Annotated in this window: 20 protein-coding genes and 1 pseudogene; 13 read left to right on the forward strand and 8 right to left on the reverse strand. The window is 67.5% G+C overall.

What is annotated here, in order from left to right:
* Positions 1-15 precede the first annotated feature (15 nt).
* The 5 genes from ACYVJE_RS04865 (at position 16) to ACYVJE_RS04885 (ending at position 5,389) form a co-directional block, all read left to right on the forward strand.
* The gene (locus ACYVJE_RS04865) at positions 16-1,398 is read left to right on the forward strand and encodes an MFS transporter (protein WP_461143465.1); all 1,383 of its coding nucleotides are present in this window, start codon (positions 16-18) and stop codon (positions 1,396-1,398) included.
* Positions 1,398-2,597 (forward strand): NAD(P)/FAD-dependent oxidoreductase, encoded by a 1,200-nt coding sequence (locus ACYVJE_RS04870; protein ID WP_461143466.1) that lies wholly within the window; start codon positions 1,398-1,400, stop codon positions 2,595-2,597. The genes ACYVJE_RS04865 and ACYVJE_RS04870 overlap by 1 nt, the downstream gene beginning before the upstream one ends.
* Before the next feature lie 156 nt (positions 2,598-2,753).
* A complete protein-coding gene (locus ACYVJE_RS04875; RefSeq protein WP_461143467.1) occupies positions 2,754-3,641 on the forward strand; it encodes a proline dehydrogenase family protein in 888 nt (295 codons plus the stop codon).
* 62 nt (positions 3,642-3,703) lie between these two features.
* A complete protein-coding gene (locus ACYVJE_RS04880; protein WP_461143468.1) occupies positions 3,704-4,129 on the forward strand; it encodes a RidA family protein in 426 nt (141 codons plus the stop codon).
* A gap of 681 nt (positions 4,130-4,810) precedes the next feature.
* Positions 4,811-5,389 carry a dihydrofolate reductase family protein gene (locus ACYVJE_RS04885; RefSeq protein WP_461143469.1) on the forward strand — a complete coding sequence of 193 codons (579 nt, stop codon included), beginning with the start codon at positions 4,811-4,813 and terminating at the stop codon, positions 5,387-5,389.
* A gap of 277 nt (positions 5,390-5,666) precedes the next feature.
* On the opposite strand, the pseudogene ACYVJE_RS04890 reads toward ACYVJE_RS04885, so the two are convergent.
* A pseudogene (locus ACYVJE_RS04890) lies at positions 5,667-5,812 on the reverse strand (proline dehydrogenase); the annotation flags it as partial.
* Positions 5,813-6,449: 637 nt separating this feature from the next.
* Between ACYVJE_RS04890 and ACYVJE_RS04895 the strand changes: the two are divergent.
* The gene (locus ACYVJE_RS04895; protein WP_461143470.1) at positions 6,450-7,073 is read left to right on the forward strand and encodes a GntR family transcriptional regulator; all 624 of its coding nucleotides are present in this window, start codon (positions 6,450-6,452) and stop codon (positions 7,071-7,073) included.
* A gap of 72 nt (positions 7,074-7,145) precedes the next feature.
* Here the strand turns inward: ACYVJE_RS04895 and ACYVJE_RS04900 are convergent, their stop codons facing one another.
* Positions 7,146-7,862: a GntR family transcriptional regulator gene (locus ACYVJE_RS04900; protein ID WP_461143471.1), complete on the reverse strand. Its 717-nt coding sequence runs from the start codon at positions 7,860-7,862 to the stop codon at positions 7,146-7,148.
* Positions 7,863-7,950: 88 nt separating this feature from the next.
* Here ACYVJE_RS04900 and pruA point away from each other — a divergent pair, with 88 nt between their 5' ends.
* Positions 7,951-9,591 (forward strand): L-glutamate gamma-semialdehyde dehydrogenase, encoded by a 1,641-nt coding sequence (gene pruA, locus ACYVJE_RS04905; RefSeq protein WP_461143472.1) that lies wholly within the window; start codon positions 7,951-7,953, stop codon positions 9,589-9,591.
* Between the two features lie 322 nt (positions 9,592-9,913).
* Here pruA and ACYVJE_RS04910 read toward each other — a convergent pair whose 3' ends face one another.
* Positions 9,914-10,624, reverse strand: coding sequence for a GntR family transcriptional regulator (locus ACYVJE_RS04910; protein ID WP_461143473.1), 711 nt, complete (start codon positions 10,622-10,624; stop codon positions 9,914-9,916).
* A gap of 248 nt (positions 10,625-10,872) precedes the next feature.
* On the opposite strand from ACYVJE_RS04910, the gene ACYVJE_RS04915 reads away from it, so the two are divergent.
* Complete coding sequence (locus ACYVJE_RS04915) at positions 10,873-11,784, forward strand: proline dehydrogenase family protein (RefSeq protein ID WP_461143474.1); 912 nt, start codon at positions 10,873-10,875, stop codon at positions 11,782-11,784.
* 38 nt (positions 11,785-11,822) lie between these two features.
* Here ACYVJE_RS04915 and ACYVJE_RS04920 read toward each other — a convergent pair whose 3' ends face one another.
* Positions 11,823-11,954: a hypothetical protein gene (locus ACYVJE_RS04920; protein ID WP_461143475.1), complete on the reverse strand. Its 132-nt coding sequence runs from the start codon at positions 11,952-11,954 to the stop codon at positions 11,823-11,825.
* Positions 11,955-11,970: 16 nt separating this feature from the next.
* On the opposite strand from ACYVJE_RS04920, the gene ACYVJE_RS04925 reads away from it, so the two are divergent.
* Positions 11,971-13,308 (forward strand): flavin monoamine oxidase family protein, encoded by a 1,338-nt coding sequence (locus ACYVJE_RS04925; RefSeq protein WP_461143476.1) that lies wholly within the window; start codon positions 11,971-11,973, stop codon positions 13,306-13,308.
* Between the two features lie 328 nt (positions 13,309-13,636).
* Here ACYVJE_RS04925 and ACYVJE_RS04930 read toward each other — a convergent pair whose 3' ends face one another.
* Complete coding sequence (locus ACYVJE_RS04930) at positions 13,637-14,656, reverse strand: LysR substrate-binding domain-containing protein (protein ID WP_461143477.1); 1,020 nt, start codon at positions 14,654-14,656, stop codon at positions 13,637-13,639.
* Between the two features lie 30 nt (positions 14,657-14,686).
* On the opposite strand from ACYVJE_RS04930, the gene ACYVJE_RS04935 reads away from it, so the two are divergent.
* A complete protein-coding gene (locus tag ACYVJE_RS04935) occupies positions 14,687-15,859 on the forward strand; it encodes an FAD-dependent oxidoreductase (protein WP_461143478.1) in 1,173 nt (390 codons plus the stop codon).
* A 49-nt stretch (positions 15,860-15,908) separates the two neighbouring features.
* The gene (locus tag ACYVJE_RS04940; RefSeq protein WP_461143479.1) at positions 15,909-17,165 is read left to right on the forward strand and encodes an allantoate amidohydrolase; all 1,257 of its coding nucleotides are present in this window, start codon (positions 15,909-15,911) and stop codon (positions 17,163-17,165) included.
* Positions 17,166-18,201: 1,036 nt separating this feature from the next.
* Here the strand turns inward: ACYVJE_RS04940 and ACYVJE_RS04945 are convergent.
* The 3 genes from ACYVJE_RS04945 to ACYVJE_RS04955 all read right to left on the reverse strand — a co-directional run bounded on the left by ACYVJE_RS04945 (position 18,202) and on the right by ACYVJE_RS04955 (position 22,298).
* Complete coding sequence (locus tag ACYVJE_RS04945) at positions 18,202-18,642, reverse strand: dihydrodipicolinate synthase family protein (RefSeq protein WP_461143480.1); 441 nt, start codon at positions 18,640-18,642, stop codon at positions 18,202-18,204.
* Positions 18,643-18,696: 54 nt separating this feature from the next.
* Positions 18,697-20,079: an MFS transporter gene (locus tag ACYVJE_RS04950; protein ID WP_461143481.1), complete on the reverse strand. Its 1,383-nt coding sequence runs from the start codon at positions 20,077-20,079 to the stop codon at positions 18,697-18,699.
* A 341-nt stretch (positions 20,080-20,420) separates the two neighbouring features.
* On the reverse strand, positions 20,421-22,298 hold the full coding sequence (locus ACYVJE_RS04955; RefSeq protein WP_461143482.1) for an IS630 family transposase: 1,878 nt from the start codon (positions 22,296-22,298) through the stop codon (positions 20,421-20,423).
* A gap of 239 nt (positions 22,299-22,537) precedes the next feature.
* Between ACYVJE_RS04955 and ACYVJE_RS04960 the strand changes: the two genes are divergently transcribed.
* Together ACYVJE_RS04960 and ACYVJE_RS04965 are read left to right on the forward strand one after the other, a co-directional pair.
* Positions 22,538-23,530: an Ldh family oxidoreductase gene (locus ACYVJE_RS04960; protein WP_461143483.1), complete on the forward strand. Its 993-nt coding sequence runs from the start codon at positions 22,538-22,540 to the stop codon at positions 23,528-23,530.
* A 62-nt stretch (positions 23,531-23,592) separates the two neighbouring features.
* Positions 23,593-24,663, forward strand: coding sequence for a proline racemase family protein (locus tag ACYVJE_RS04965; RefSeq protein WP_461143484.1), 1,071 nt, complete (start codon positions 23,593-23,595; stop codon positions 24,661-24,663).
* Positions 24,664-25,079: the final 416 nt, after the last annotated feature.

A 25,079-nucleotide genomic window follows, 5' to 3' on the forward strand; every position in this document is an offset into this window, starting at 1 on the left:
CGGGAAGGTAAGCTCATGTCAACTTCGGCACCGAGCGGCGCCGGAACGCCGACCGCGAAGCAGGTGCACCGGTTCCAAACACGGATCGGCTTCTGCGCTTCCGGCGGCAAGTTCTGCGACGGCTGGATCCTGGGCGTCATCGGCGTGGCGCTGCCGCTCGCGACCAGCGAGCTCGGGCTGACCACGTCCTGGCAGGGCCTGATCGGTGCCGCGTCGTTGATCGGCCTGTTCATCGGCGGGTTGGTCTTCGGATGGGTCACGGACCAGCTCGGCCGCCAGAGGATGTTCCTGTTCACCCTCGTGACGTTCCTGGTGTGCTCCGCCCTGCAACTGGTCGTTACGGACGCCGCGCAGCTTTTCGCCGTCAGGCTCGTGATGGGCCTGGCCGTCGGCGCGGACTACGCGATCGCCGGGGCCTTGATCGCTGAGTTCATGTCCAAGCAGCGCCGCGGCCCGATGCTCGCCGGAATGATCACGTGGTGGTACTTGGGCTTTTCCCTGTCCGCGAGCACGGGTGTGGCCGCCGCGGCGCTGCTGCCCGCTGACGGGTCGTTGTGGCGGTGGATCCTGGCCAGCAGTTCTGCACCTGCTGCCGTCATGCTGGTCAGTCGGATCGGGATACCGGAATCGCCTCGATGGTTGGCGAGCAAGGGGCGCATGAGCGAGGCGCAGGACATCGCCGAGCGCTACCTCGGTGCCACCAGTGCCGACGAGCTCCTCGCCGAACCCCGGACGCGGACCAGGTACGGCGCACTGTTCTCCCCCGCCAATGTCCGGAAGACGGCCCTGACGAGCCTGTTCTGGATGGCTCAGGTAACGCCGTTCTTCGCCATCTACACGTTCCTGCCCCGCGTGCTGAACGGCCTGCACATCCGAGTGAACGCCACCTTGGGCGAGATCCTGCTCTACCTGTTCCTGTTCGTCGGCAGTCTCGTCGGAGCTCTGCTGATCAACCGCGTCGGACGGCGAAAGCTCTTGATCTGGCCGTTCGGTGTCACGGCGATGACGCTTCTCGTTCTCGGCGTCTGGGCGGACGCCCCGACGATCGTGGTCGTGATCTGCTTCATCATCTTCGCTCTTTTTAACGCCGCGTCGAGCGTGCTACAAATGCTGTACCCCAGCGAAATCTTTCCGACGGACATCCGCTCCACGGGAATTGGTTTTGCGGCAGCCATGAGTCGTATCGGTGCGGCCGTGGGGACATTCCTCCTCCCGATCGGGATGGCATCGTGGGGAGTTGCTCCGATCATGCTGCTCGGGTGCGGCGTTCTCCTCATGGGGCTCGTCATTTCCGCGGCGTGGGCCCCCGAAACGACACGCCTCGAATTGTCCGAAGCAAGTCGACCGCAGTCGTCACCCGACGCCTCCATTGCTCAATCGACCGAAGAGAGTTTTTGATGAGCGACGTCATCATTATCGGAGCCGGCGCCATCGGCGTGTCGGTGGCCTTCAACCTCGCCCGCCGAGGCCTGTCGGTCCAGATCCTGGACAGCGGTCGCGCGGGAATGGGCACAACGGACACCACGTTCGGCATCGACATCACCGCGCGGAAGACGCCGCACAGCTACTTCGAGCTGGCGAAGCACAGCGCCACGCTGCACGAACAGCTGGACGAAGAATACGGACGACCGTGCTGGCGCTTCCCGGCTCCATCAGTGGAGTGGGGGACCAACGCGCACGACCGAGATGTGATGTTCCAACGTCGCGAGCGCCTGCTCGAATGGGGGTACGAGTCGCAGCTCGCCGATCTCGCCGAGCTGCACGAGTTGGCCCCGGGCGCGAAGCTGCCCGCTCCCGGGGAGGACACCGCCGTGGTCTACCCGCAGGCGTGCTGGTACGACACCCGTTCCTACGTCGACAGCCTCCTCGCCCAAGCCAAGCGCGCAGGGGCGACGCTCACCGAGGACGTGCGCATCACCGACCTGCACTACCGCGGCGACGTCCTCGCCGGAGTGCGCTCGGGCGAGCAGGTGTGGACGGCCGACTACGTCATCAACTGCGCCGGCGCTGGTGCCGGAAACGTGGCGAACATGGCAGGTGCCGATCTGCCGTTGAAACTGCTCCCAGGGGTGATCGGCTACCTCGACCCCGTCCCGGGACTGCATCTGGATTCGATCTGGACGCTCTGGACGATCAACTTCCGCCCGACCCGGAACGGCGGCCTGTGCCTGCACTCCTACCCCCTCGACGCGAAGCTGCCCCCCGGTAGCGACGGCAGCACCCCCGTACCCGATGCCCTGACCGAGGAACTCCGCGCCCTCGCTTCATCCGTCCTCCCGGAACGCGCAGTCACAGCACGACTGGAGACACGAGTGGGGGTGCGTCCCGTTCCCGCTGACGGACTACCGATCGTCGGCCCAGCACGGAACGAACCGCGGCTGTACAACGTCGTTTCCCACAGCGGCGTCCACCTCGCCCCGGCCCTGGCGGAAAACGTGGCCGACGACCTCCTTTCCCAGGAGGGCTCTTCCGTCCTCGAAAGTTACCGCGCCGACCGCCCGACCAACGGACACGTTGAAGCCCTCGACGACAGCATGCGCGAGATGACTCTCTCGTACCAAGCCGTTTCAGACGAGGCTCGCGAGTCGAAGAACTGATGCGCAGCCCGACGCGCTGCTTCAGCGAGCACTCCCCGCATCACCAACGAAAACTGCAGCACCCCGACCGGTTCGGGACCGACCCAAGCACAAACCCTGTCAGGAGATCGCAACATGCTCCGCGCACCACTGCTCGCAGCAGCGGATTCGATCCGCATGCGGCGCTTCGTGGAAAGCACCCCGGTGACACGGTCGCTCATCAACCGCTTCGTCGCCGGCACCACGGTCGACGACGCGTGCACGACGACCACGAACCTCGTGCGATCGGACTGCACGGTGAGCTTGGACTGCCTCGGTGAGGACGTCCACGACAGCTCCGCAGCGGAACGAATCGTCGACGAGTACCTCGCGCTTCTGCGGAAGCTCGAGTCCTCCGATCTCGCCGAGAGCACCGAAGTCTCGGTGAAGCTCACGGCGATGGGATTGCTGCTCGAACCCGACGGCGAGCAGCAGGCCCTCTCGCGCACTCGGAGAATATGCGAGAAGGCATCGGAGATCGGCGTCAAGGTAACCATCGACACCGAAAACCCGGAGCTCGTCGACCCCATCTTCCGCATCGGGCACAAGCTGCGCCAGGAGTTCCCGTCGGTCGGCTCCGTCGTTCAAGCGTACTTGCGCGACAGCGAACGCCGGTGCCACGAGCTCGCCGCTGAAGAGGCCCGAGTCAGGCTCTGCAAGGGCGCCTACTCCGCATCCGCGGACCTGGCGTACCAACAGCGCCAGGAAATCGACGACTCCTACGTCCGGTGCCTGGAAGTGCTCGTACGCGGAGATGGCTACCCCATGCTGGCCACGCACGATCCGAAGATGTTGGCTGCAGCCGAGCGAGCGATCCGCAAACAACACCGCCAGCCCGATTCGTACGAAATCCAGATGCTCTACGGCGTTCGACCCGACGAACAGAAGCGGCTCGTAACCGCTGGGCACGCCATGCGGGTGTACGTCCCCTTCGGCACGGAATGGTACGGGTACCTCATGCGCCGACTGGCGGAGCGTCCGGCCAACCTCATGTTTTTCGTCAGGTCGTTGATGAGCAAGTCCTGAACGACTGCACCGCCCGACCCGCACCCATCGCCCGCACGGACCCCACCGGTGAAACGGATCTCATGAACCAGGAAGCACCAAGCCCCGGTCCCGCGTCGACAGAGGCCCACACCGCGCACGTCGGACCACCGTATGCCCGCGCTGTGGTCGTTCACGACCTGGTGTGGACCAGCGGTCACCTGCCCACGGGCCCGGACGGCTCCACGCCAGCCGAGTTCGCCGACCAAGTCGAGGTGGCCATCGACAACCTCGAGCGCACGCTGCACGAGGCGGAGGCCGGCCTGTCCACGCTGCTGAACGTGTCGATCTACCTCGCCGACATCAACGACCTCGACGAGCTCAACGCCTGCTACCGACGCCGGATCAGCGCGAACGCAACACGCACGACGGTCCAGGTAGCCGCATTCCGCGGTGCGAAGCGGATCGAAATGGACGCCGTCGCCCACCTCGAACGGCTACCTCGTTCAGAGGTCCGGGTGCTGAACTGACCAGACCGACTTCTGCCTCCTGTGCATCTGCGGTAGGAGGCCGCGACCCGGGCACAGGGCACCTGCTGCTCTGATCCCGGGTCGCCGCACGACGCGGCTCGCGACGAACGACCTCGGCCGTCCTCGGCCCGAGCCGGTCGTGACGCACCCCGCGGCCGCGCTCAACGGTGGGAGGACAGGGACGCGCCGGATCAGTCGTCCCGTGCTCCGCGACGGCCTGAAGCACTACCCGATCCCATCGGCGCGGTCTGGACCGCGTGACCGTGCTAACCCTGCTCGGGAAGAGTCCACCTACGCGTGTCGTGCTCGCCGAGCCCACGAGGGACGGACCGAGCCCGCGCCATGGCGGACCGAGGTGCCGCTGCCGCTGAGGTCCCCTCCGGACCGACCGGCCAAGACCACCACCACGAGCGGGCGCCTTCGCCGGCCAACACCGCAGGTGATCATCGCCCGGATACCGACGTTCGAGCGCACGGCGACCCCGTGCGAAGGACACGATCGGACCGGAGCCGACGACCCCGCCGCGTTGCTGACCACGCCGATCTTCCCCACCGTCGTGGCCATGGTCAGGCGACAGCGCCCCGGCACCCCGGAGCGGTCGAACTCCAGTCCACGGACGATGGACCTCGGCGAATGCCGCCTGCCTTCCCGTCCCGATCGACCGCACTCGAGGAGAGCACCATGACCGCTACCTACACCTTCGACGCCTTCTCCAGCCTCGACGGATTCGGCGCCGCAAGCGGCAACTGGACCGGCTACTGGGGCAAGCAAGGCCCCGAACTGCTCGACCACCGCCTCGCTGCGTACCGCGAGGAGCAACGGATGGTGTTCGGGGCCAACACCTATCGGGCGTTCGCGCGGATGCTGGCCTCGAGCACCGAGGATTCCGAAGTGCGCGATCCGTGGGTCACCCGGATGCGGAACCTGCCGGCAACGGTGGTGTCGACCGCGCTGGAAGGGCCCCTCGACTGGCCGAACGCGACCCTCGTGAGCGGCGACGCCGTCGACGTCGTCACCCGGCTCAAGGAGGACTCCGAGGTGCCGTTGCGCTCGCACGGCAGCCTGTCGATGAACCGGGCGCTGATGGCTGCCGGTCTGGTCGACCGCGTCCAGGTAACGCTCTTCCCCGTGATCACCGGACAGACCGGAACGGACCCGATCTTCCGGGATGCGGCCGACTTCGACCTCGAACTCATCGAGAGCTGCACACTCGACGACCACATCCAAGAGTTCACCTACCGTCCCACCCTGCATGCCTGAGTTCTCCACTCAGCCCATCCGTCGACGGGCCGAACCTTCCCCGCCGGCCGCGGCAGTGGCGTTCCCCGACGCGGACGGACAGCCAGAGCGGGAGCTGATCGGCGTCGGGTCCAGGTCCCACCCCGATCGATCTCAGTTGTAGCCTCGAACGAGACGGTTCTCGTCGTCGAGCGCCTCCGAAGGCAGGATCGTTTCGTCCTCGGTAGCGGGGTGCTCCTCCGTGGACCAGTTCGGATTCTCCGCAAGCGACATGATTTTCTCCCTTCGGGAATGACGCTCAGGACCTGCTGATGAGTGACCGGAGGAAAAGGGCGAGGTTGGCGCGAGGCGGCGCATGAGGTAGCCGAACCATTCAGTTCCGAAGGGAACGTAGATGCGCATCGCCTGACCGCGCGAAATCGGCCTCTGCTGCTCGTCCGGCCGCGAGCAGCGGTGCGCGCAGCATGGTTCACCCTTCGAAGCGCGGTGTCGGGTCCTTCCAGCGGGGATAGGTGCGCCTGTCCTCGTCGTCGTACGTCCGGGTCATCTCGCACCTGCTGTCGTCGACCGCTTCCGCAACAGGACGACCGGCTCCGTACGTGCCCGAGTTCTGAGTTTTCACACGCCCCCGATCACACCGGGGATCCAGCCGTCGCAGGACGTGCCGCCGGAGGAACCTTGTCTCGCCGGTCGGCTGCCCGGTGCCTGCGCGGAGGACGTTGCACAGGATTGCAATTTCAGTGCAATTTCAGATATCGCAACCTATGCCACACGGATGGAGCTGTCAATAGTCCGGCGGTGTGCGCGGCGCCCGAGGAGTCGCGGGCCGGTGGGCGCTGCCTTCATCGAGGTGGTGCTGCGCCGTTCGCACGCGATGCGCACACCGGGCAGACCGCAACACGATCAACCACCCGAACCCCGATCCGGGCACGCCCCAGATCACGCGAGGCCGAGGTCAGGGGCCAACGTTGGTCGTGAGCGACGCGCTTAGACTGCCCCTGTGGGTCAACATGGTGCTGCCAGTTCGGGCAACGAGACGCGATCTCACGGGGAGTCGGGCGGCGAGCATCCCGTGCGCCTGGTGGACGAGGCGTACGTTCAGCTGCGCGATGACCTGGTGTCGCTGCGGATCCGGCCGGGCGATCCCCTGGACGAGAAGCGGCTGAGCGCTGCGCTCGGGGTCGGGCTCACACCGACCCGGGATGCGATCAAGCGGCTGGTGCTGGAGGGGCTGCTGGTCACCTTCCCGCGCCGGGGAACCTTCGCGACCGAGATCTCGGTCAGCGACGAGCTCTGGCTCACCGAGGTCCGCGAGGACCTCGAAGGGCTGGCGGCCGCGCTCGCCGCCGAACGCGCAACCCCAGCGGAGCAGGAGGCGCTGCGCGAACTCGCCGATCAACTCGAGAGCGACCACGGCAACTACCTCACGAGCGAGAACGTCGAGATCGACGCCGCGATCCACCGCACCATCTACGCGGCCACGCACAACCCGCACCTCGAGGCGAGCCTCAACCAGTACACCAATCTGACCATGCGGATCTGGAACTACGGACTGCGGCGCGCGCAAGCGCACCCCGCGGACTGCCAGGATCAGGCGGACGTGGTCGCGGCGATCATCCGCGGCGACGCGGAGGAGGCGCGCCGCACCGCCCACAAACACCTCCGGGACTTCTCGACCGTGGTGCGCCAGCTCCTGACCAGCTGAACCTGTGAAGGCCGACCCCGGTTCCGACGGTAGCGCACTGCTCGCGAGGCGCACGGACGTCCCGGCCCATGTTCAGCTGGCGAGCAGCGAGCGGACGCTGTTGGAGAAGTCGCGCAGGTGCGCCCGGGCGCCGGCCCGGGCAGCGTCGGCATCCCCCCTCACGATGGCCGCGACCACGTCCGCCTGGTCGCAGGTGGCCGTCGGCTTGTGGGCGACGTTCCGGAGCCCGTAGTGCCAGATCCGCATGGCGAGGCTGGCGTACTGGTTGAGGCTCGCCTCGAGGTGCGGGTTGTGGGCCGCTGCGTAAATCGCGCGGTGGATCGCGGCGTCCACCTCGATGTACGACGTCGAGCCGTGATCGGCCGTCGGGTGGGAGTTGACCAGATCGGCGAGGCGGGACAGTTCCTCCCTCTCGTCGGACGTGGCCCGCGCCGCCGCTAGAGCCGCGGCAAGCCCCTCTAGTTCCTCCCGGATCTCGGTGAGCCAGACCTCGTCGCTGACCGAGATCTCGGCGGCGAAGGTTCCCCGGCGCGGGTAGGTCACCACGAGCCGCTCGAACGTGAGCCGTTTGATCGCGTCCCGCACCGGTGTCAGGCCGACCTCCAGCGAAGCGCTCAGGCGCTTCTCGTCCAGGGGCTCACCCGGTTCGATCCGCAGCGCGACGAGATCGTCGCGGAGCAGCTCGTAGGCACGGTCGGCCAACCGCGCCGGTCGGTTGACCGCCTCCCGGTGAGCCGACCGGCCCGAGCCGGCGGTGTCGGCGGTGTTCTCTTCAACGTATTGACCCACGCGCACAGCGTACCTACCCTCAATCTGAAATTTCAGTTCAACTTTAGTTGGAACTCGCTCTTCCAACAAGAACCTCGAGGAGGCGTCCATGGCTTCGCACGGTGTCAGCGTGGCGGGCAACCCCCGCGGCCCGGAGCCGGTCAACGAGGTGCCGCGGGACTACGCGCCCGGGTCGCCCGAGGCCGCCCGGCTGCTCAAGGAGGTCGACCGGGTCCGAAGCCAGGTGCGGGACCTGCCGAACGTGATCGCAGGCGAGCGCCGCGAGCTGGGCGCAACCACCGACGTCATCGCACCCCACGACCACTCCCGGCACCTCGGCCGGATCCCGGTTGCGCGCGAGGATCAGGTCAACGCCGCGATCGACGCGGCGCTGGCCGCGCGGCACGACTGGTCGCGGACCGCGTGGTGGGACCGGGCGGCGGTCTTCCAGCGCGCGGCCGAGCTGGTCAACGGCAAGTACCGCGATGAGCTCCTGGCCACCACGATGCTCGGTCAGTCCAAGACGTTCCACCAGGCCGAGATCGACGTCAACGAGCTGGTCGACTTCTTCCGGTACAACGTCCACCTGGCCTCGCAGATCTACCAGAACCAGCCGTTCTCGGTGACTGGCGTTCGCAACACGATGGACCACCGTCCGCTGGAGGGCTTCGTCCTCGCCCTCACACCGTTCAACTTCACCGCGATCGCCGGCAACCTGCCCGCCACGCCTGCGCTGATGGGCAACGTGGTGGTCTGGAAACCCTCGGAGAAGTCCGCGCTGAGCAACGAGGTCGTCATGCGGGTCTTCGAGGAAGCCGGCCTCCCGCCCGGCGTGATCAACCTCGTCCACGGCGATGGCGGCACGGTCACCGCAACCGCTCAGGCCAGCGAACACTTGGCCGGCATCAGCTTCACCGGCTCCACGACCGTGTTCCGCAACATCTGGCGCAGCACGGCCCAGAACATCGACAACTACCGCAGCTACCCGCGGCTGGTCGGCGAGACCGGTGGCAAGAACGCGATCTTGGCGCACCCCAGCGCCGACCCGCAAGCACTCATGGTCGCCCTCGTACGCGGCGCGTTCGAGTACCAAGGACAGAAGTGCACGGCTGCCGGCCGCACCTACATCCCGCGCAGCCTGTGGAAGCAGCTCGAGTCCCCGCTGTTGGAGACCACCGCGAGCCTGCAGGTCGGTGACGTCGTGGACCACAAGACGTTCGTCGGCGCGGTCATCGACCGCAACGCCGTCGACCGCCTGCAAAACGCCATCGACCGGGCCGAGGCCGACCCCGGGCACCAGATCCTCGCGGGCGGCACCACCTCGACCGAGACCGGCTGGTTCGTCAACCCGACGATCGTCCGCACGGAGGACCCGAAGGCGTTCAGCATGTCCGAGGAGTTCTTCGCCCCGTTCCTGAGCGTCTACGTCTACGATGACGCAGATTGGGAACGGACCCTCGACCTCGTCGACGGCACCAGCCAGTACGCGCTGAGCTGCTCGGTGTTCGCGAACGACCGCACCGCGATTTCCACCGCGCTGGACCGGCTGCGCGACACCGCCGGGATGACCTACGTCAACGACAAACCCACCGGCGCGCTGATCGGCCAGCAGGCCTTCGGTGGCGGCCGCGGGTCGGGCACCAACGACAAGACCGGCTCGACCCTCGCCCTGCAACGCTGGGTCAGCGGCCGGTTCATCAAGGAGAACATGGCCCCTGACCAGGACTGGACCTACCCGTACATGGGGTGACTCCGACGCCGACCGCTCCGGCGCCGCACGTCGAGCGAGCGGGTGCCGGCTCGTTCGGTCACGCCCTTGACTCCACCCGGGGCGGGGCGGCACCGACGTGGGAATCGAGGAGATCCACCGCCTCGTGCGCGGTCCCGCCGCGGTGCTGATCGGTGGATCCGACCGTCGCCCCCTCCGGCCCCGGTGGCGCCAGCTGGCGCCACCGGGGCCGGAGGGGCGGAACGGGGAACCCGGCCGGGCCGGGTTCCCCGTCATCCGGACCGGCCCGGAATGGACCTCCGTCGTCGAGCTGGGGAGAAGCGTCCTGCTCCGCAGCGCACTCCTACCTCGAAACCGGCGAGGTGCGAGCATCTCCCGTGCTGTTCGGGTCACCACCGAGCTGGCGCTCGATGCGTGCCGTGGCGCTGACCATCGACTCGTCGGTGATGGCGGCCGTGGCCCGGCCGTCGTGAGCCCTCGCGGCCTCGACGAGTCGTGGCTGGAACGACCACAGCGACCGGTCGTCCTCTTCGATCGCCTTCCGAGCCCCGACGATCTTGTACACGCGGCAGCGTTCCCACAACCCCTGGATGACCTCGAGCATCACCGTGTTGCCCCCGGCGGAGTAGAGCTCGGTCAACAGCGCCTCGTCGGCGTCGAGGGCACCGACGACATCTCCCGCGGCCACGCAGTCGGAGATCGCCGCGCAGTGCCTCCCCATCGCGGCCACGGCTGCCTCGGTCACGTGCGCAGCCCCCAGCCGGGCCGCGTCGACCTCCAGGAGCCGCCGTACGTGGTAGACCTCGCGCAGCTCCTCGAGGGTGGGCGCGCGGACGACCGCACCCTTGTGCGGGACGTTCTCGGCGAGACCCGCTTCTTCCAGTCGACGAATCGCCTCCCGGACGGGCATGACGCTCGTCCCGAGCTGCGCGGCGATGTCCCGGATCCGCAACCGGTGCCCCGCGGGCATGCTGCCGTTCATGATCTCTTCGCGGATGGCCGTGAAGACCCGTTCTGTCAGAAGTGACGGACTCTCGAGCTTCGACATCGCCATGACGGCCAATATAAACGCCCACCACCAGTGGTCCCCGCGTCCGCGCGAATCCGGTCCACCTCGTCGCGGTGCACGCGGACGTCCGATGCACTCGTCCGCAACCGCCCGGCACCGCTCCAGCCGCCACGCCATCCCCAACGCCGGATGAATCGCAACCGACATCGACTCGAGCATTGTGTGATTTGTGATCACATCCTACTGTGTGACTACTCGCACAGCCCGGACTCACCACACGTGGGGAAGAGAAAATGCTCAGAAAGCTGCTGCTGCTGGCAGCGGACAGCAAGCGCCTCGAGGACAAGGTCAGTCGCAACCCGCTCACGAGCGGTCTCGTCTCCCGGTACGTCGCCGGCACCACCCTGGACGAGGCCATCACGGTTGCCCAGACCCTCAACGCCAGGGGCATCGACGTCAGCCTCGACCTGCTCGGCGAGACCGTGGAGGAACTGCAGGAATCCGCCGAAGCCACGGACGCCTACGTGGGCACCATCCACGCCATCGCCGAACAGGCGCCCGGCGCGACGGTGTCGGTCAAGCTCTCGCAGCTGGGGGTGGGTTTGGACCAGAGCGTCTGCGCTGGCCACCTCAAGCAGCTGCTCCAGGTCGCCGACCAGTCCGGGGTCACGGTCGAGGTGGACATGGAGCACAGTTCCGTCGGTCCGCAGACGCTGGAGACCTACCGGTCGTTCCTGCCGTCGTACCCGAACACCCGCGTCGCGCAGCAGGCGGCCCTGCGCCGCTGCCAGGACGACCTGAACTCCTTCACCGACGTGAAACCCCGCATCCGGCTGGTAAAGGGCGCCTACCGGGAGAGCATCGACAGGGCCATCTGCGACGGCGGCGAGGTCACCGCCCAGTTCCAGCACCTCACCGAGTGGACGCTGCGCAACCTGCCGGACCCCGCGTTCGGCACCCATGACGACGCCTGCATCGACCACGTGAAAGCGGTCGCCAGTCGGCTGGGAATCGACCCGCGCGACTTCGAGTTCCAGATGCTCTACGGGGTCCGCCGCAACCTCCAGGAGAAGCTGGTCGCGGAGGGTTACCGGGTCCGCGTCTACGTCCCGTTCGGAAGTCAGTGGTACCCGTACCTGATGCGGCGGATGGCCGAGCGCCCCGCCAACTTCCTGCTCTTCCTGCGCTCGCTCGTCGAAGGCTGAGCACCACCTCGGTCCCGCCGGCGTCGACCGCGACGAGGTCAGCGCACCTGCGCGGCCGCGGTCGACGCCGCGGGGCGGCCATCCGCCAGGTCGCCCGGCTCCTCACCGGCGCGGTTCTTTCCGCCGAGGACAGCGGCAAGGGCGTCTTCCGGGAAGAACAGCACCAGCATGGAAGGACGAAACCTCATGACCGCGTACGACCTCCTCGTCGTCGGTGGCGGCCCCGCCGGCGTCGGCACCGCCTACCGGCTACGCGACTCCGGCTTGGCCGTGAAAGTTCTCGAGGCGCAACCGGAACCGGGCGGGCGAACGAAGAGCGTCCTGCTCCCCGGCGGCATGGCCAACACCGGGGCGCTCTTCGCCTACCGCGGCACGCCGGCCGAAGAGCTCGTCACCGAACTCGGGCTCGAAACCACGCCTTTCGAGCCGACCACCTACGGCATCTCGGTCGACGGCTGCACCTCGGTCGGCACGAGCAACGCCGATGTCGTCAACGCGCTACCGCTCTCCGCCGACGATCGTGCGACCCTCGCAGCGACCCTCGATCGCGCGGTCGCGGAATACCGCGAGCACACGCGGGACGGCCAGTTCACCGCCGACGCGCACCAGCTCGCCGGCGAAACCGTGGCACAGCGGTTCCGCTCGCTGCCCGCACGCGTCCGGGACGTGCTCGGAACGGCAGTGCGCGGCGGATCCGTAGGCGACACCGAGCACCTGAGCGCGCACTACGCCCTGCGGTACTTCGCGAGTTACCCGGCCCACGAGGACCAGAACCGCCTGCTCGTCCTCAACGGCATGCAAGCACTCACGACCGGCATGGCCGCACACCTGGCACCGGGAACGCTGGAACCCTCCACCCGGGTCACCAAAGTGGCCTTCGACGCCCCCGCGAGCGAATACACCGTCTCAGCGACGAGCCCCGCGGGGGACGTCGAATACCGCGCCCGCCAAGTGCTTCTCGCCGTGCCTGCGCCCCTCGTCACCTCGCTCGTCGAGGAACTTCCGCCCTGGAAGCACGCGGCTCTGGCACGAGTCGAGACACCGGGCAGCACGACGATGGTCGTGGCCGCCGACGTCAGCGGTGTCGAGCACCACCGCGACTGGGCTTTCGTCACCACGGTCGGACGCCGGTTCGACTGCATCATCAACCCATCTCCCGGCCGGAGCACCTCCGCGGAGGAGCCCGAGATCGCGCATTTCGTCTGCCTCGGCAACTCGGCGGGATACCGGCCTGAGCTGCCTGGCGACCCGGAGCAGGAAGCGGCGTGGCTGGAGGACTTCCTCACCGTTGCCCCCGACCTGCGCGGCCGGGTCCGCGGAACGCACGTGCAGACGTGGGAGCACTGCTTCGCCCTGCTGAGCCCGGAACGCGCGTCCGCGATCGACGATCTGCAACGGCCGGTCGGCGCCATGCATTTCGCCGGTGACTGGACCTCGCCTTCCGCGGGGACCCACGGTGCCCTCGCCGAGGCCGAACGAGTCGCCCGCGCAGTGCTCGCCACCGCCGACGAGGCCGTGCACTGACGTGTCGGTGAACAGCTCCGCAGTTCCAGGTGCCGACGTCCCCGGTGGTCGGTTCTGAACTCGCAAGTCCCGCAGAACTCGGAGGCGTACTCGCAGAGCTCACCTCGCTTCATGTCGCCTGCGCAAACCCGGCGCCGTGCGAGGAGGACGCTGCGGGGACGGACGGTCGTGGTCCACGGGCAGTGCGGCGGACCTCGGTTTCCGCCCAGCGACCGGATGACGGACGGTGCTGACAACGCCCGTCTCCCGGCCTCAGGACATCCGCAGAACGCCGTGCATCCGACTGCGGGAACCGACTGCAACGCGCAAGACGTGAGGGGCTTGGTGCTCAGGAGGCCGGCTCCGCGGTTTCGGGTGCACGGCCGCCGAGCTCCCCGTGGGCAACGATGCGCAAGCACTCTTGGAACGTGGAGCCCGCACCATGTGCAGGGGCGCCGCGGGGAGGGAACGCGAGCGTCATCGTGGTCGTGGGACCGGAGGAGATGGGAACCACGCGCACCGTGTCCGGTTTGAATCGGGAGATCGACTCCGGAAGGACCGTGAATCCCAGACCTCCGGCCACGAAGCCCAGTGCGGTCTCCTGGTGGACGACCCGGTGCGTCACCGTCGGCGACGGCACGGAACCGCTGAAGATCGACCGGAGCTGGGTGACGAATCCGGGCATGTCGCGCGCGGGGAAGCTGATCATCGGTTCGCCTGCGAGTTCGTCGGGCGTCACTTCGGCGCGCGACACCAAGCGGTGATTGGAAGGCAGGCACGCGACCAGCTGCTCGGTGAAGAGGTGCTGGAGCGGCAGGCCCGTGCTCGGGTCCCCGTCCCGGACGATCCCCAGGTCCAGCGTTCCATCGTGCAGCTGCTCGAACTGCTGACCACTGGTCAGAGGACTGAGCGCGAGCTTGACCCCCGGCAGCTCTTGGCGGAAGCGCCGCACCGCCAAGGGCATGACGCCGTAGCTGGCAGAGCTGACGAACCCCACGGTCAGCTTTCCGGCACGTCCAGCACGCACTTCGTGCAGGTCCGAGACAGCGTCGTCGAGAGCTTCGAGCAGTCCGTCGAGCCTGTCGCGCAGTTCTTCACCCTCCGATGTGAGTCGCACCCTCCTGGTCGTGCGGTGGAAAAGCTCGACACCGAGATCGGACTCCAGCTGGCGGATCTGGTGGCTCAGCGGGGGCTGGGAGATGTGCAGGCGTTCGGCAGCCCGACCGAAGTGGAGCTCGTCGGCGACGACCATGAAATACCGAAGACGGCGGATCTCCATTCGGAGAATTATAGATGACCCGTGTATCAGTACGCGATGAACAAGTCTTGGACGGATCCGAGTGCTATGGGGTGTGATGTCCCGGACCATCCCATCTCGTAGCCCATCGGAGGCGTTGTCGTGCCTCGACTCCAGGCCCAATACGCCGTCATCGGCGCCGGTTTGGCAGGTTCCGCAACCGCCTGGCAGTTGTCCTCTCGAGGACACGAAGTCGTCCTGCTCGAGCAGGCGAGTCCCGCCCACCACGGTGGAAGCTCCCACGGTTCGGCGCGGATCTTCCGCTACGCCTACCCCGAGCACTTCTACTCCAGGTGGGTAGCGAAGGCCAAGCCGCTGTGGGACGAAGTCGAACGGCGGTCAGGCAACAAGGTCATCACACCCACCGGCGCTCTCGACTACGGTGCGCGACGTCGCCCCGAACGCCTCGCACAGGTCCTCGGAGATCTCGACATCGACCACGAGCTGTTGAGCACCGAGCGAGCCACCGAGCGGTGGCCGCAATTCCACTTCGACACCCCTGTGCTGTGGCACCCGGGGGCCGGCGTGATCAACGCTCAGGCCGCCGTGGAGGCGATGGTCGGGCTCGCCGGGGCGAACGGCGCACGTCTGCAGACGGGTTGGCACGTCGCGTCGGCTGCTCGCTCGGGAAGCGGCTATCTGCTCGCCTCGACGAACGGGGACACCGTGGACGCGGAGCGAATCGTGGTGTGTGCCGGCGGCTGGTTGCCCGATCTGCTGTCGAAGCTACCGCTTCCGGAAGGATTCGTCTCCGGACTGCCCCCGCTGACAGTCCGCCAAGAACAGGCCTACCACTTCCCGTACCGGGATCGGTCTGCGGAAGGCGAGGACGGCCCCTCCGCTGCGCCGTGGCCCACCTTCATCCACAAGAACGAGCACATCCAGACCTACGGCTTACCCGGTGGCGAGGATGGCGGTTTCCGCGGTCAGAAGGTCGCGGAGTACAACGGAGGCAAGCCGATCGCTTCCGCTCGGCATCAGGACCAGATCGTCGATCCCGGCAACCGCCAACGCGTCACTCGCTACGTGCGGGAGAACGTTCCCGCCCTGCGGCCGGAACCCTATGCGGAGACCACGTGCCTGTTCACGAACACTCCCGACGAGAACTTCATCCTCGATCGCGCTGAGGGGATCATCGTCATCTCCCCCTGCTCCGGGCACGGGGCGAAGTTCGCGCCCTTGATCGGGCTCCTGGCCGCCGATCTGACGAGCGCCCCGGACACCTCGAGCGCTCTCGTGCCCGCGCAGGTCCGTGCCGCGACCGGGGCAGGTTGAGGGCACCATTCCGACGAACGTCCCGGCTCCCCCTTACGAAGGAACGCACATGCCTGACGGGTTCAACACGGTCATGTCGTTGCTCAGCGATATCGACGACGTCGGTATCGATCCGACCCGCGGTGGGTATTCGCGCCCCGTCTTCTCGCGTGCCGAGCTCAGCCTCCGGGAGTGGTTCGCCGCGGCCGCTGCGAAGCGCGGGCTCGATGTCGAGACCGATCGCAACGGCATCATGTGGGCCTGGCTCGATCTCCCATCCGGCGAACGCAACGACGCGGTGGTCACCGGAAGTCATCTCGACTCGGTTCCAGGCGGCGGAGCGTTCGACGGCCCCCTGGGGGTCGCCTCCGCGCTCGCCGCGGTGGACCTGCTCCGGAGTCGGGGGCACGAGCTGCAACGCCCCTTGGCCATCGCCGTCTTCCCCGAGGAGGAGGGGTCGCGGTTCGGATCGGCCTGCCTCGGTTCGGGTCTGATGACGGGAACCCTGGAAGCGGGTCGAGCGCTCAACCTCAAGGACCCGGCGGGCGACACGCTCGCCGATGTTGCCGCTCGGAACGGGTTGGACCCGACCTGGCTGGGACCGGATCACGACGCGATCGGACGAATCGGGGCCTTCGTCGAACTGCACGTCGAGCAGGGGCGCGGCTTGGTCGACCTCGCTCAGCCCGTGGCGATCGGCTCCTCGATACTCGGCCACGGTCGGTGGCGGTTCACCGTCACCGGGCAAGGAAATCACGCGGGCACGACGCTGATGTCCGACCGGCGTGATCCGATGACCGTGGCCGCGCACATCGCCCTGGCCGCCCAGGACGCCGCACGGTCCACACCGTCCGCCCGCGCTACCGTTGGCCGGATCGCGCCCTTTCCGGGCGGCGCCAACGTCATCGCCTCCTCGGTGGAGGTGTGGCTCGACGTCCGACATCCGGACGGCGGCGTAGTACGAGAAATCGTGCGCACCATCCAGGACTCGGCGGAAGCGTTCGCGGCCCGTGAGGGTTGTTCCGCCGCGGTCCGCGAGGAGTCGTTCAGCCCCACCGCCTACTTCGATCGCGACCTTCACCGTCGCATCGCACGCATGCTCCCGGAAGCACCCACGCTGGAAACGGGGGCCGGCCATGACGCGGGGGTACTCGCACCGTTCGTGCCGACCGCGATGCTCTTCGTTCGAAATCCCTCGGGTGTTTCGCATTCCCCTGAGGAACACGTCGAACCGGCGGACAGCGAGGTGGGCGCCGAGAAGCTCGCGGCTGTGCTCGCAGATCTGACCGGCCGATCACTTGCCGCTGGTCTGATCACGGCTCCTTGACGGAAGACCGCGCAGCCCGGTCAAGCCCGTCCGGCCGTGCCGTTCCCGCCTTTTGCGGTCGCGTTCGCAGCCGGGGTGGGCGCACGTGGAATGCTGGCGGCTACTCGCGCGCGCCGATTCGTCTACTCCCAGTCACTCAAGTAGATCTCGGGAACCGTCACTACCGCGCTCGTGGTGTGCGGCATCGCGCCGATCGGGGCGAGGTCCGTCGCCGACCGCTGGTTGCCCCGCTGGTCATCCTGTTCCCCGTCGGACTGGCCATGTGCCTGCTGCGGTCTCCGCGTGGCGCCGCGCACATGCTCGGCGAAGCGTGGTTCGAGAAGCAGATCTCACGTGGGGATGGGCGGTATTGCCGATTCCTCCCCGGTTGGTGGCCCCCGACCTCCCCCGGGGCACCGCGGAGCGACCTCGGTCGAGGGCGATTCCCGCCCCAAGTCGCGGCACACGATACCGGCAGGCACCTGCATTCCTCGGTGAAACGGTAAGGATGCGCGAGACGAGAGCGGAGCGAAGCACAGCGCAAGAGCCGCTCACGACGGGCCGGCTCTCAACGTGGTGGCGCTGGGCAGGCGGCGCGACACGCGCACGCGCTGCTCGCTCGGTGCCGCCGGGCTCCGGAAGACCTCCGACCGCGCGCAGTTTGTGCATCACGTCCCCGGTCCACAACCGACTCGTGGACGAGCACGCGGCACCGCACTCCTGACCGGAGTTCCAACGGCCGGGGGTGCAGCGGAAGGACGCTGCGGACGACAGATCCGGTGACCGCGACCGCAACCGCCGTCCTCACCTGCTTCTCCCGCGCACTCCGCCGTCCCGGTGTGGTCCGTTCGGGCAGCAGGAGCCGCACGCAGGCGGTGGCAGGTCCGGGGTCCTCTTCGCCTCCGCCGGTCCGAGAGCGGTGCCGGGGACGCGCGGCTGGCCGACCTTGGAAGTCCAGGCTCCCAGCGCCGCCTTGTTCGCGGGGATGATCGGGCGGCTGAGCCTCGCGTCGACCAGCGGATGGTTCCGATCTCAGAGGTTCCTGGCCCGCTCGAGATCACCTGCGCGCACGGCATCGTGAACGGACCACGAGCTCGGACGGAACCGCGTTGGCGCTCCCCGCCACGGCACCCGTTGCTCCTACCACGAGGCCGGGCAGGAGCAGGGCGTCCCAGCCGGCGAAGGTCGAGATGACGTCACCGTGGTTGCGGACCAGTTGGGCGGACCGGGCCAGGTCGACCGTCGTGTTCTCGATGAATCGGGCGTTGTCGACTTCGCGGGCCAGTGCGCCGACGGTGGCGGGATCGATGTCGACTCGCCGTGGTGACGGCCAGGTCGTGCAGCAACCGGGACGCCGGCCGACCCGGCCACGGTACGCGTGGTCCAGCGACTCCCCGAGCGTCAGCGTTGATGAACGGCGCATCATCCCCCGCCGTGGTGGTTTCCCCGCTTCACCGATGAACGGCGCAGCGGGGAAACCACCACGTTGACGATCCAAACCCCTCCGGAGGACCGTGCAACGTGGCACCACGGTTCCCGTCCCCGGGACCCCTTACGAAGAACTCGTGGTCACGGGCGTCCCCGAGGGATTCGCGGATCGCGGCTGGCTGGCCTCGGAGAGTTCGAGGTTCGTCGTCTCGGGGGCCCACATGACGGAGACCGTTAGGCCCATGACGAGCACGGCGCACCCGAGGAGCATGACGGGGCCGGCGCCCCAGGCGGCGATGCCGACGGGGAGCAGGAACGTACCGACCGCGGCGCCGATCCGGCTCATGGAGGCGGCGAAACCGATTCCGGTGGAGCGGATTTCAGTGGGGAAGATTTCGCTGGGGTAGAGCATCTGGAGCACGGCGGAAGCCGAGTTGAACAGAGCGAAAACGATGAAGCAGGTCACGATCACCGCGGTGGGGGCATCGCTCCAGACGCCGAGGACGAGCAGCGTGATGGAGGTGACGACGAACGGCCAGATCAGCAGTTTGCGCCTGCCGACCTTGTTGATGAGAGCAGCGCCGATGAAGCTGCCCACGAACAGGAACATGTAGAGCAGGATTTCGCCCAGCTGTTCGCCGACGTTGAGCTGGAGCCCGTCCATCACCTGGGGCAGGAAGGTGTAGATCGCGAAGAACGGGGTGACCTGAGCCAGCCAGAACAGGCTGGTCAGAGCCGTCTTCCGCACGTTCGCCGGGGAGAACAGCGCGGCGTAGGAGGTCCGCGTTTGCGGTTCGGCCATGAGTTCGCCGGTGTCGGTCATGCCGAGGTAGCGCTGGGCGATGTCGCGGGCCTTGTCCTGGTGTCCCTTGCTTGCCAGCCACCGCGGTGATTCGGGGATACCGATTCTGGCAACGAGCATGATCACGGCGGGCAGGGTGCTGCTGGCCAGGATCCAGCGCCACAAGTTGCCGTCGTGGGGGAACAACGCGGCGGCGGCCACGCCGGAACTGGCCGCGATCGAGAATCCCAAGTACCACCACACGACCATGCCGGCCAACATCGGGCCGCGACGTTGCTTGGAGGCGAATTCGGCGATCAGGGCTCCGGCGATCGCGTAATCGGCGCCGACGGCCAGTCCCATCACCAGCCGCACGATCAACAGCTGGACGGCGTCGGTGACGACCAACTGCAGGGCCGAGCACACCAGGAACGTCAGCAAGGTGAAGAGGAACATCTTCTGCCGACCCATCTGATCGGTCAGCCACCCGAAGATCAATCCGCCGACGAACAGGCCGATCAGCGACGCGGAACCGATCAAGCCCTCCCAAGACGCGGTCAGCCCGAGATTGCTGCTGGCTAGTGGCAGCGCCACGCCGATGACACCGAGAATCCAGCCATCGCAGAACTTGCCGCCCGAGGCGCAAAACCCGATCCGCGACTGGAACCGGCGCACCTGCTTCGTCGACGGTGGCGCCGCAGCACCACTCGATGGCGAAGTTGACATGGTTACACCTTCCTGACGATCAGAAATCGTACTGAAATTTCAGTAAAATGTTAGGTCGGACTATATGGCCGCCATCACAACGGGTCAAGAGGTGTAACGAGTCAGAACAGAAAAGTCGGGTTGCGGTCGTGTCGACGCCCGACCGGAGCCCGCAGTAGCGCACGTGGTCGTGCGTATACCGAACACGATTACCCCAGATCACAGCACCGCGGCCGCGGATCGCACAGGGCAACTCGCCCCCGTGTGGCATCGCTTCCCCGCTCCAGCCGGAGCAGTGTGGCCCTACACGAGCAGCCCGAGGACGCTGTGAACGGCCCCGTTGATCTCCAGGTCGAGGCCCCTCACGTGCGCGGACTTGCGGAGGTGGAGCTCTTGCGCGGGTCGCCGGGTTCGGGGGTGGCCTTCCCGGCGAGAGCTACCCAGAGATCCGGATCGAAGTGATCTCCGGGTAGCTGGGCGACCATGTATCGGACGCTGCGTTCGACTTTCACGCGCCACCGGCGTGCTGCATCGTCGCCGTCGCCGTTGCGGATCGCTTCTAAGATTCCGGCGTTCTCGCGTGCGATGAGGTCGACTGCCGCTGCGCCGTAGTCCAGGTGCAGGATCGAGATGAACATCCGCAGCCGCATCGTGAGGCGTTGGAACATCAGCCCTGTCTCGGGCAGGTTCGCCGTTTGCGCGATCGCGTCCTGGAAGCGCAGGTCGGCGTCTGCGATGCGGGCGTGCTCGCCGCGGCGGGCCACTGCACTGACATCGTCCAGGGCAGCGTCAACGGATTTGAGTTCGGGCCGGCGCAACACGGCAACTCCGCGCATGAGCACGGTGCCCAGCACGGCCCGGGCGGCGTAAAGGTCGAGGACAGTAGTGGAATTGACACGGGGAACGGCTGCTCCGCGGTTGGGGATCCGCTCGAGCATCCCTTCCTCGGTGAGCACGCGCAGCGCCTCCCGGACAGGGCCGCGGGAAACTCGGAGCCAGGCCGCTAGGGGTGCTTCCTTGACGCGCTGGCCGTGGTGGAACTGACCGGTGGCAAGGGCTTCGCGCAGGAGCTGGATGATGCGGTCGGTGTTGCGCGGCGCGCCGGACGAACTGCGGGTTGTTCCCCCGGTGAAGTCACGTACCTCGGAGCTGGGCCACCTCGCACCTGGGACCTCGTCCTGTCCCTCGTCGCCGGAGTTGCCGTTCCGAGCAGCACCGGTCCGCCCGATCCACGAGAAGGGGCTCGTGCACGGTGTCCAGGCAGTGCACCAGGCCCGCAGTTCGTCGCGCAGGCCGGCCAAGGAGGACGCGAACCCGGGCATGTGTTCGTGATCGTTCAGTGGATTGCTCGCCAGGAGGAGCTCGATCTCGTCGATCCACGACGAGCTGGTAGGAACGTGCTCCTGCCGGAAGCGGGGATGCCGGCGCCGCCAGGCCTCGATCACCTCGGATGCTGCGGTGCCCGGCTGGCCGTCGACGAGCAGGTGCACTCCCAGGCCCGCGGCCACGCTGCGATCGAGGGCCTCCAGGAAACCGCGCAGCGATGCGTGAGTCCTGGACGGGTCGTGCGCGGCGCGCTTGCCGCGGAGCGATGCGAACGCGTGCGCTGCGGCGAGGGTGTTCCTCGCTTCGGTGGAACGTCCGTCCACCGGCAATGCCGGTGCGGCCGGAGTGATTTCGCCCTGCGGTAGGGACGTGGCGGGATCGTCGACGGCCACGGCGAGAACCCGCAGCGGAGGGGCGATGAACAGCCCGGCGATGTCGCGGACCTCGGCGAAGACCAACGCGGGCCGCCCGCCCGGTCGCCGTGGCGGTCGGTCGGACCACGACTGGAGCCGATGGGCGCGCCAGAGCCGGCTCACCGTCGTCTGACTGAGTCCTATCTCCGCCGACATGGAGCGAGTTGACCAGGATCCGCCGTCGGCGGGCGGGGTCAACGTGCGCACGAGGAGCTGCGCGACGGTGTCGTCGCAGATCACGGGAGGCCGCCCTGACCTCGGGCGCTCGTGCAGACCATCCAGGCCGTCGGACAGGAACCGGGAACGCCACTTACCGACCGTGATTCGGGAGATCCCGAGCCGTTCGGCCACGGCAGTGATGGTGGGTTCGCGTTCGCACGCCAGCACGATCTGCGCACGTTCCGCCAACGCCCGCGGGCAGTTGCGGCTGTGGCTCCAGCTCAGCAATGCGGCGCGGTCGCCGTCGGTGAGCACGACTGGGTCGTTGGACCTGCCGGCCATGGGGCCGAGTGTAAAGGAACTTGTGCCTCGTCTGAAGTTCAGCGCCACGTGCACGGGCGAGACATTGTTGACCACCGGGTGTTTCCGCATACCTTCTCGCTATCCCAGCCACGTCGTCGGAGCTCGCAAGGGACCGCGAGCTCGGAGCAGCAATCGGGACAGCGGTTGTCAGGAGCCGTGGCGGCGCTGCGCCGCTCCACACCTGTTGAGCTGCGGAGGCCGGACCTCGAGGAGAAAGGATGTCGTCGATGCCAGCGATTCACCGCGATCACCTCACGGAGATGTGCCGCGACGCCCTGCTGTTCGTCGGCGTCGGAACGCGGGACGCGCAGGTGCTGGCGGAGGCGACGGTGGAAGCCGAGGCCCTCGGCATCCAGGCCGTGGGAGTGGCGCATCTCTTCGACTACCTCGACGGCTACCGCAAGGGGCGGATCAGCACGGCGGAGCAACCCGTCGTGCGCAGAGCGGCGCCGGCAGTGATCGACGTCGATGCGCGGGGCGGACTCGCCCAGGTCGCGTTCACGGAAGCGCTCGACGTCTTCCAGGACGCCGTCCGAGAATGCGGGACCGCCGCGCTCTGGATCAGGAGCTCGTTCACCTGCGGCGAGCTCGGCTACTACGTGCGTCACCTCGCCCGCAGCGGCGACGTCATCGCGCTCGCCTCGGCCAACAGCCCTGCCCTGATGTCGTTGGGTGGAGCGGTACGGCCCGTCCTCGGCACGAATCCGCTCGCATACGGCATTCCCCGTCCGGGTATGCCGCCCGTCGTCATCGACCAGGCCTCGTCAGCGACGGCGTTCGTCAACATCCGGCGGGCGGCCGAAGCCGGGGAGGCCATCCCGGCCGGATGGGCGCTCGATTCGGAGGGTGAGTCCACCCAGGATCCGCAAGCCGCCCTGGAGGGCACGCTTCTGCCGTTCGGCGGCCATCGCGGCGGGAACGTCGCCCTGCTGATCGAGATGCTCGCAACGCTGTCCGGCGGGTCGTTCTCGCTGGACGCGCCTCCGTTCGACAGCGGAAGTTCCTCGCCGGACATCGGTGTCTTCCTCCTCGGCCTCAGCTCGGCCAACTTCCCCGGCTCGGTGGAACGGCTGTCCCAGCACCTCGAGGATCTCCGGCATCACCAGCACGTCTACCTCCCGGCCCTCGAGCTGGACGAGCCACCCACCTCGATCGAGATCAGCGCTGAGTTGTTGGGTCGCTTGGGGAACGCGAAAACCGCGGGTTCCTGACGACGTCGACGACGGGCATTCGCCAACGCGGTGTCCCACCACGCACATCGGAAGGAGCGTGAATGTCCTACAAGCGGATGGTCCAGTCCGTCGAGGTCCACTCCGGCGAGCCGATGCGAGTCATCACCGGCGGTGTCCCCCACATCCCCGGCGACTCGGTGTACGAACAGATGCGGTGGCTGGAGCAGAACGATGACCAGCTGCGCCTGATGATGCTGCGCGAACCTCGCGGCTACCCGCCTTTGTGCTGCAATCTGGTCGTTCCGCCGAAGCACCCCGATGCCGCCGCCGGCTTCATCGTCATGGAGCAGGTGGAATACCCGGTGATGAGCGGCGGAAACACCATCGCCGTCGCCACCGTGCTGCTCGAAACGGGGATGATTCCCATGGAGGAGCCGATCACCAGGTTCAAGCTCGAGGCCCCCGCGGGACTGATCGACATCACTGCCGAATGCCGCGACGGAAAGGTGGAGCGCGTAACGTTCGAGAATGTTCCTGCCTTCTCCGCGCATCGCGACGCCGTGCTGGACGTGCCGGAGCTCGGAAAGGTGACGGTAGACGTCGCATGGGGTGGCATGTTCTACGTCATCGCCGACGTGGCACAGTTCGATTCCCTCGAACTCGTACCGGAGCGAGGACGGGACATCACCAGGGTCGCGGCTCTGATCCTGAAGGCCGCGCAGGACCAGTTGCCGGTGGAGCACCCGAACTACCCGGGAATCGGTATCACCATCGCGCAGCTGTCCGGTGCGACGGACAATCCGGAGGCCGACCGGAAGAACGCAGTCATGGTCGCGAGCGGGCCGATCGATTTCGACGACCCCGCGACGTGGACCGGCGGGATCGACAGGTGCCCCTGCGGCACGGGCACCTGCGCCAAGATGGCGTCGCTCCACGAGAAGGGGGAACTCGCACTGGACCAGCCCTTTCGGCATGAAGGGATTCTCGGGAACTTCTACACCGGCGAGTTGGTCAGGGAGGTCACGATCGGAGATCGAGTTGCGGTCGTTCCGACCATCAGCGGGCAGGCGTGGATCACCGGCTACTGCAACCACGTGCTCGATCCCCGCGATCCGCATCCGAACGGATTCACGGTCGGTGACATCTGGGCGCCCGAGCAGAAGCTCGTCTAGGGACAGAACGCGCCGGCCCCGCTGCTGCCCGGCACTGCGCGAAGCGAACCCGCTCGGACTCCCGAGGACGGTCAACGAAGCGGGGGACTCGCGCCGCTGGGACTCGCCGCAGCGGTGAACCCCGCAGCAGCCGTGCCGGCAGGGACGCTCCACGCGTGAGATGCCCCAGCCGGCAACGGTCGCCCTGCGCATCGTCATCGACCGCCACGACCCCGATGCGTCGCCTGCGGAGATGCGGAACACAGGAACGATGTGCTGAGGCCATCAGCGGAGGCGGACGGGAACCGACGCGCGCACCGACCTCGTCGTCGAAGCACCGGAGATCGAACTCCCCGCCCTGCAATCAACCGCGCGAACGGCGGTCGCACCGGAATGGGAACGCCCAGCCAGCATGATCCCGAGGAGGCAACACCAAC

The sequence above is a fragment of the Salinifilum aidingensis genome, from assembly GCF_054782015.1.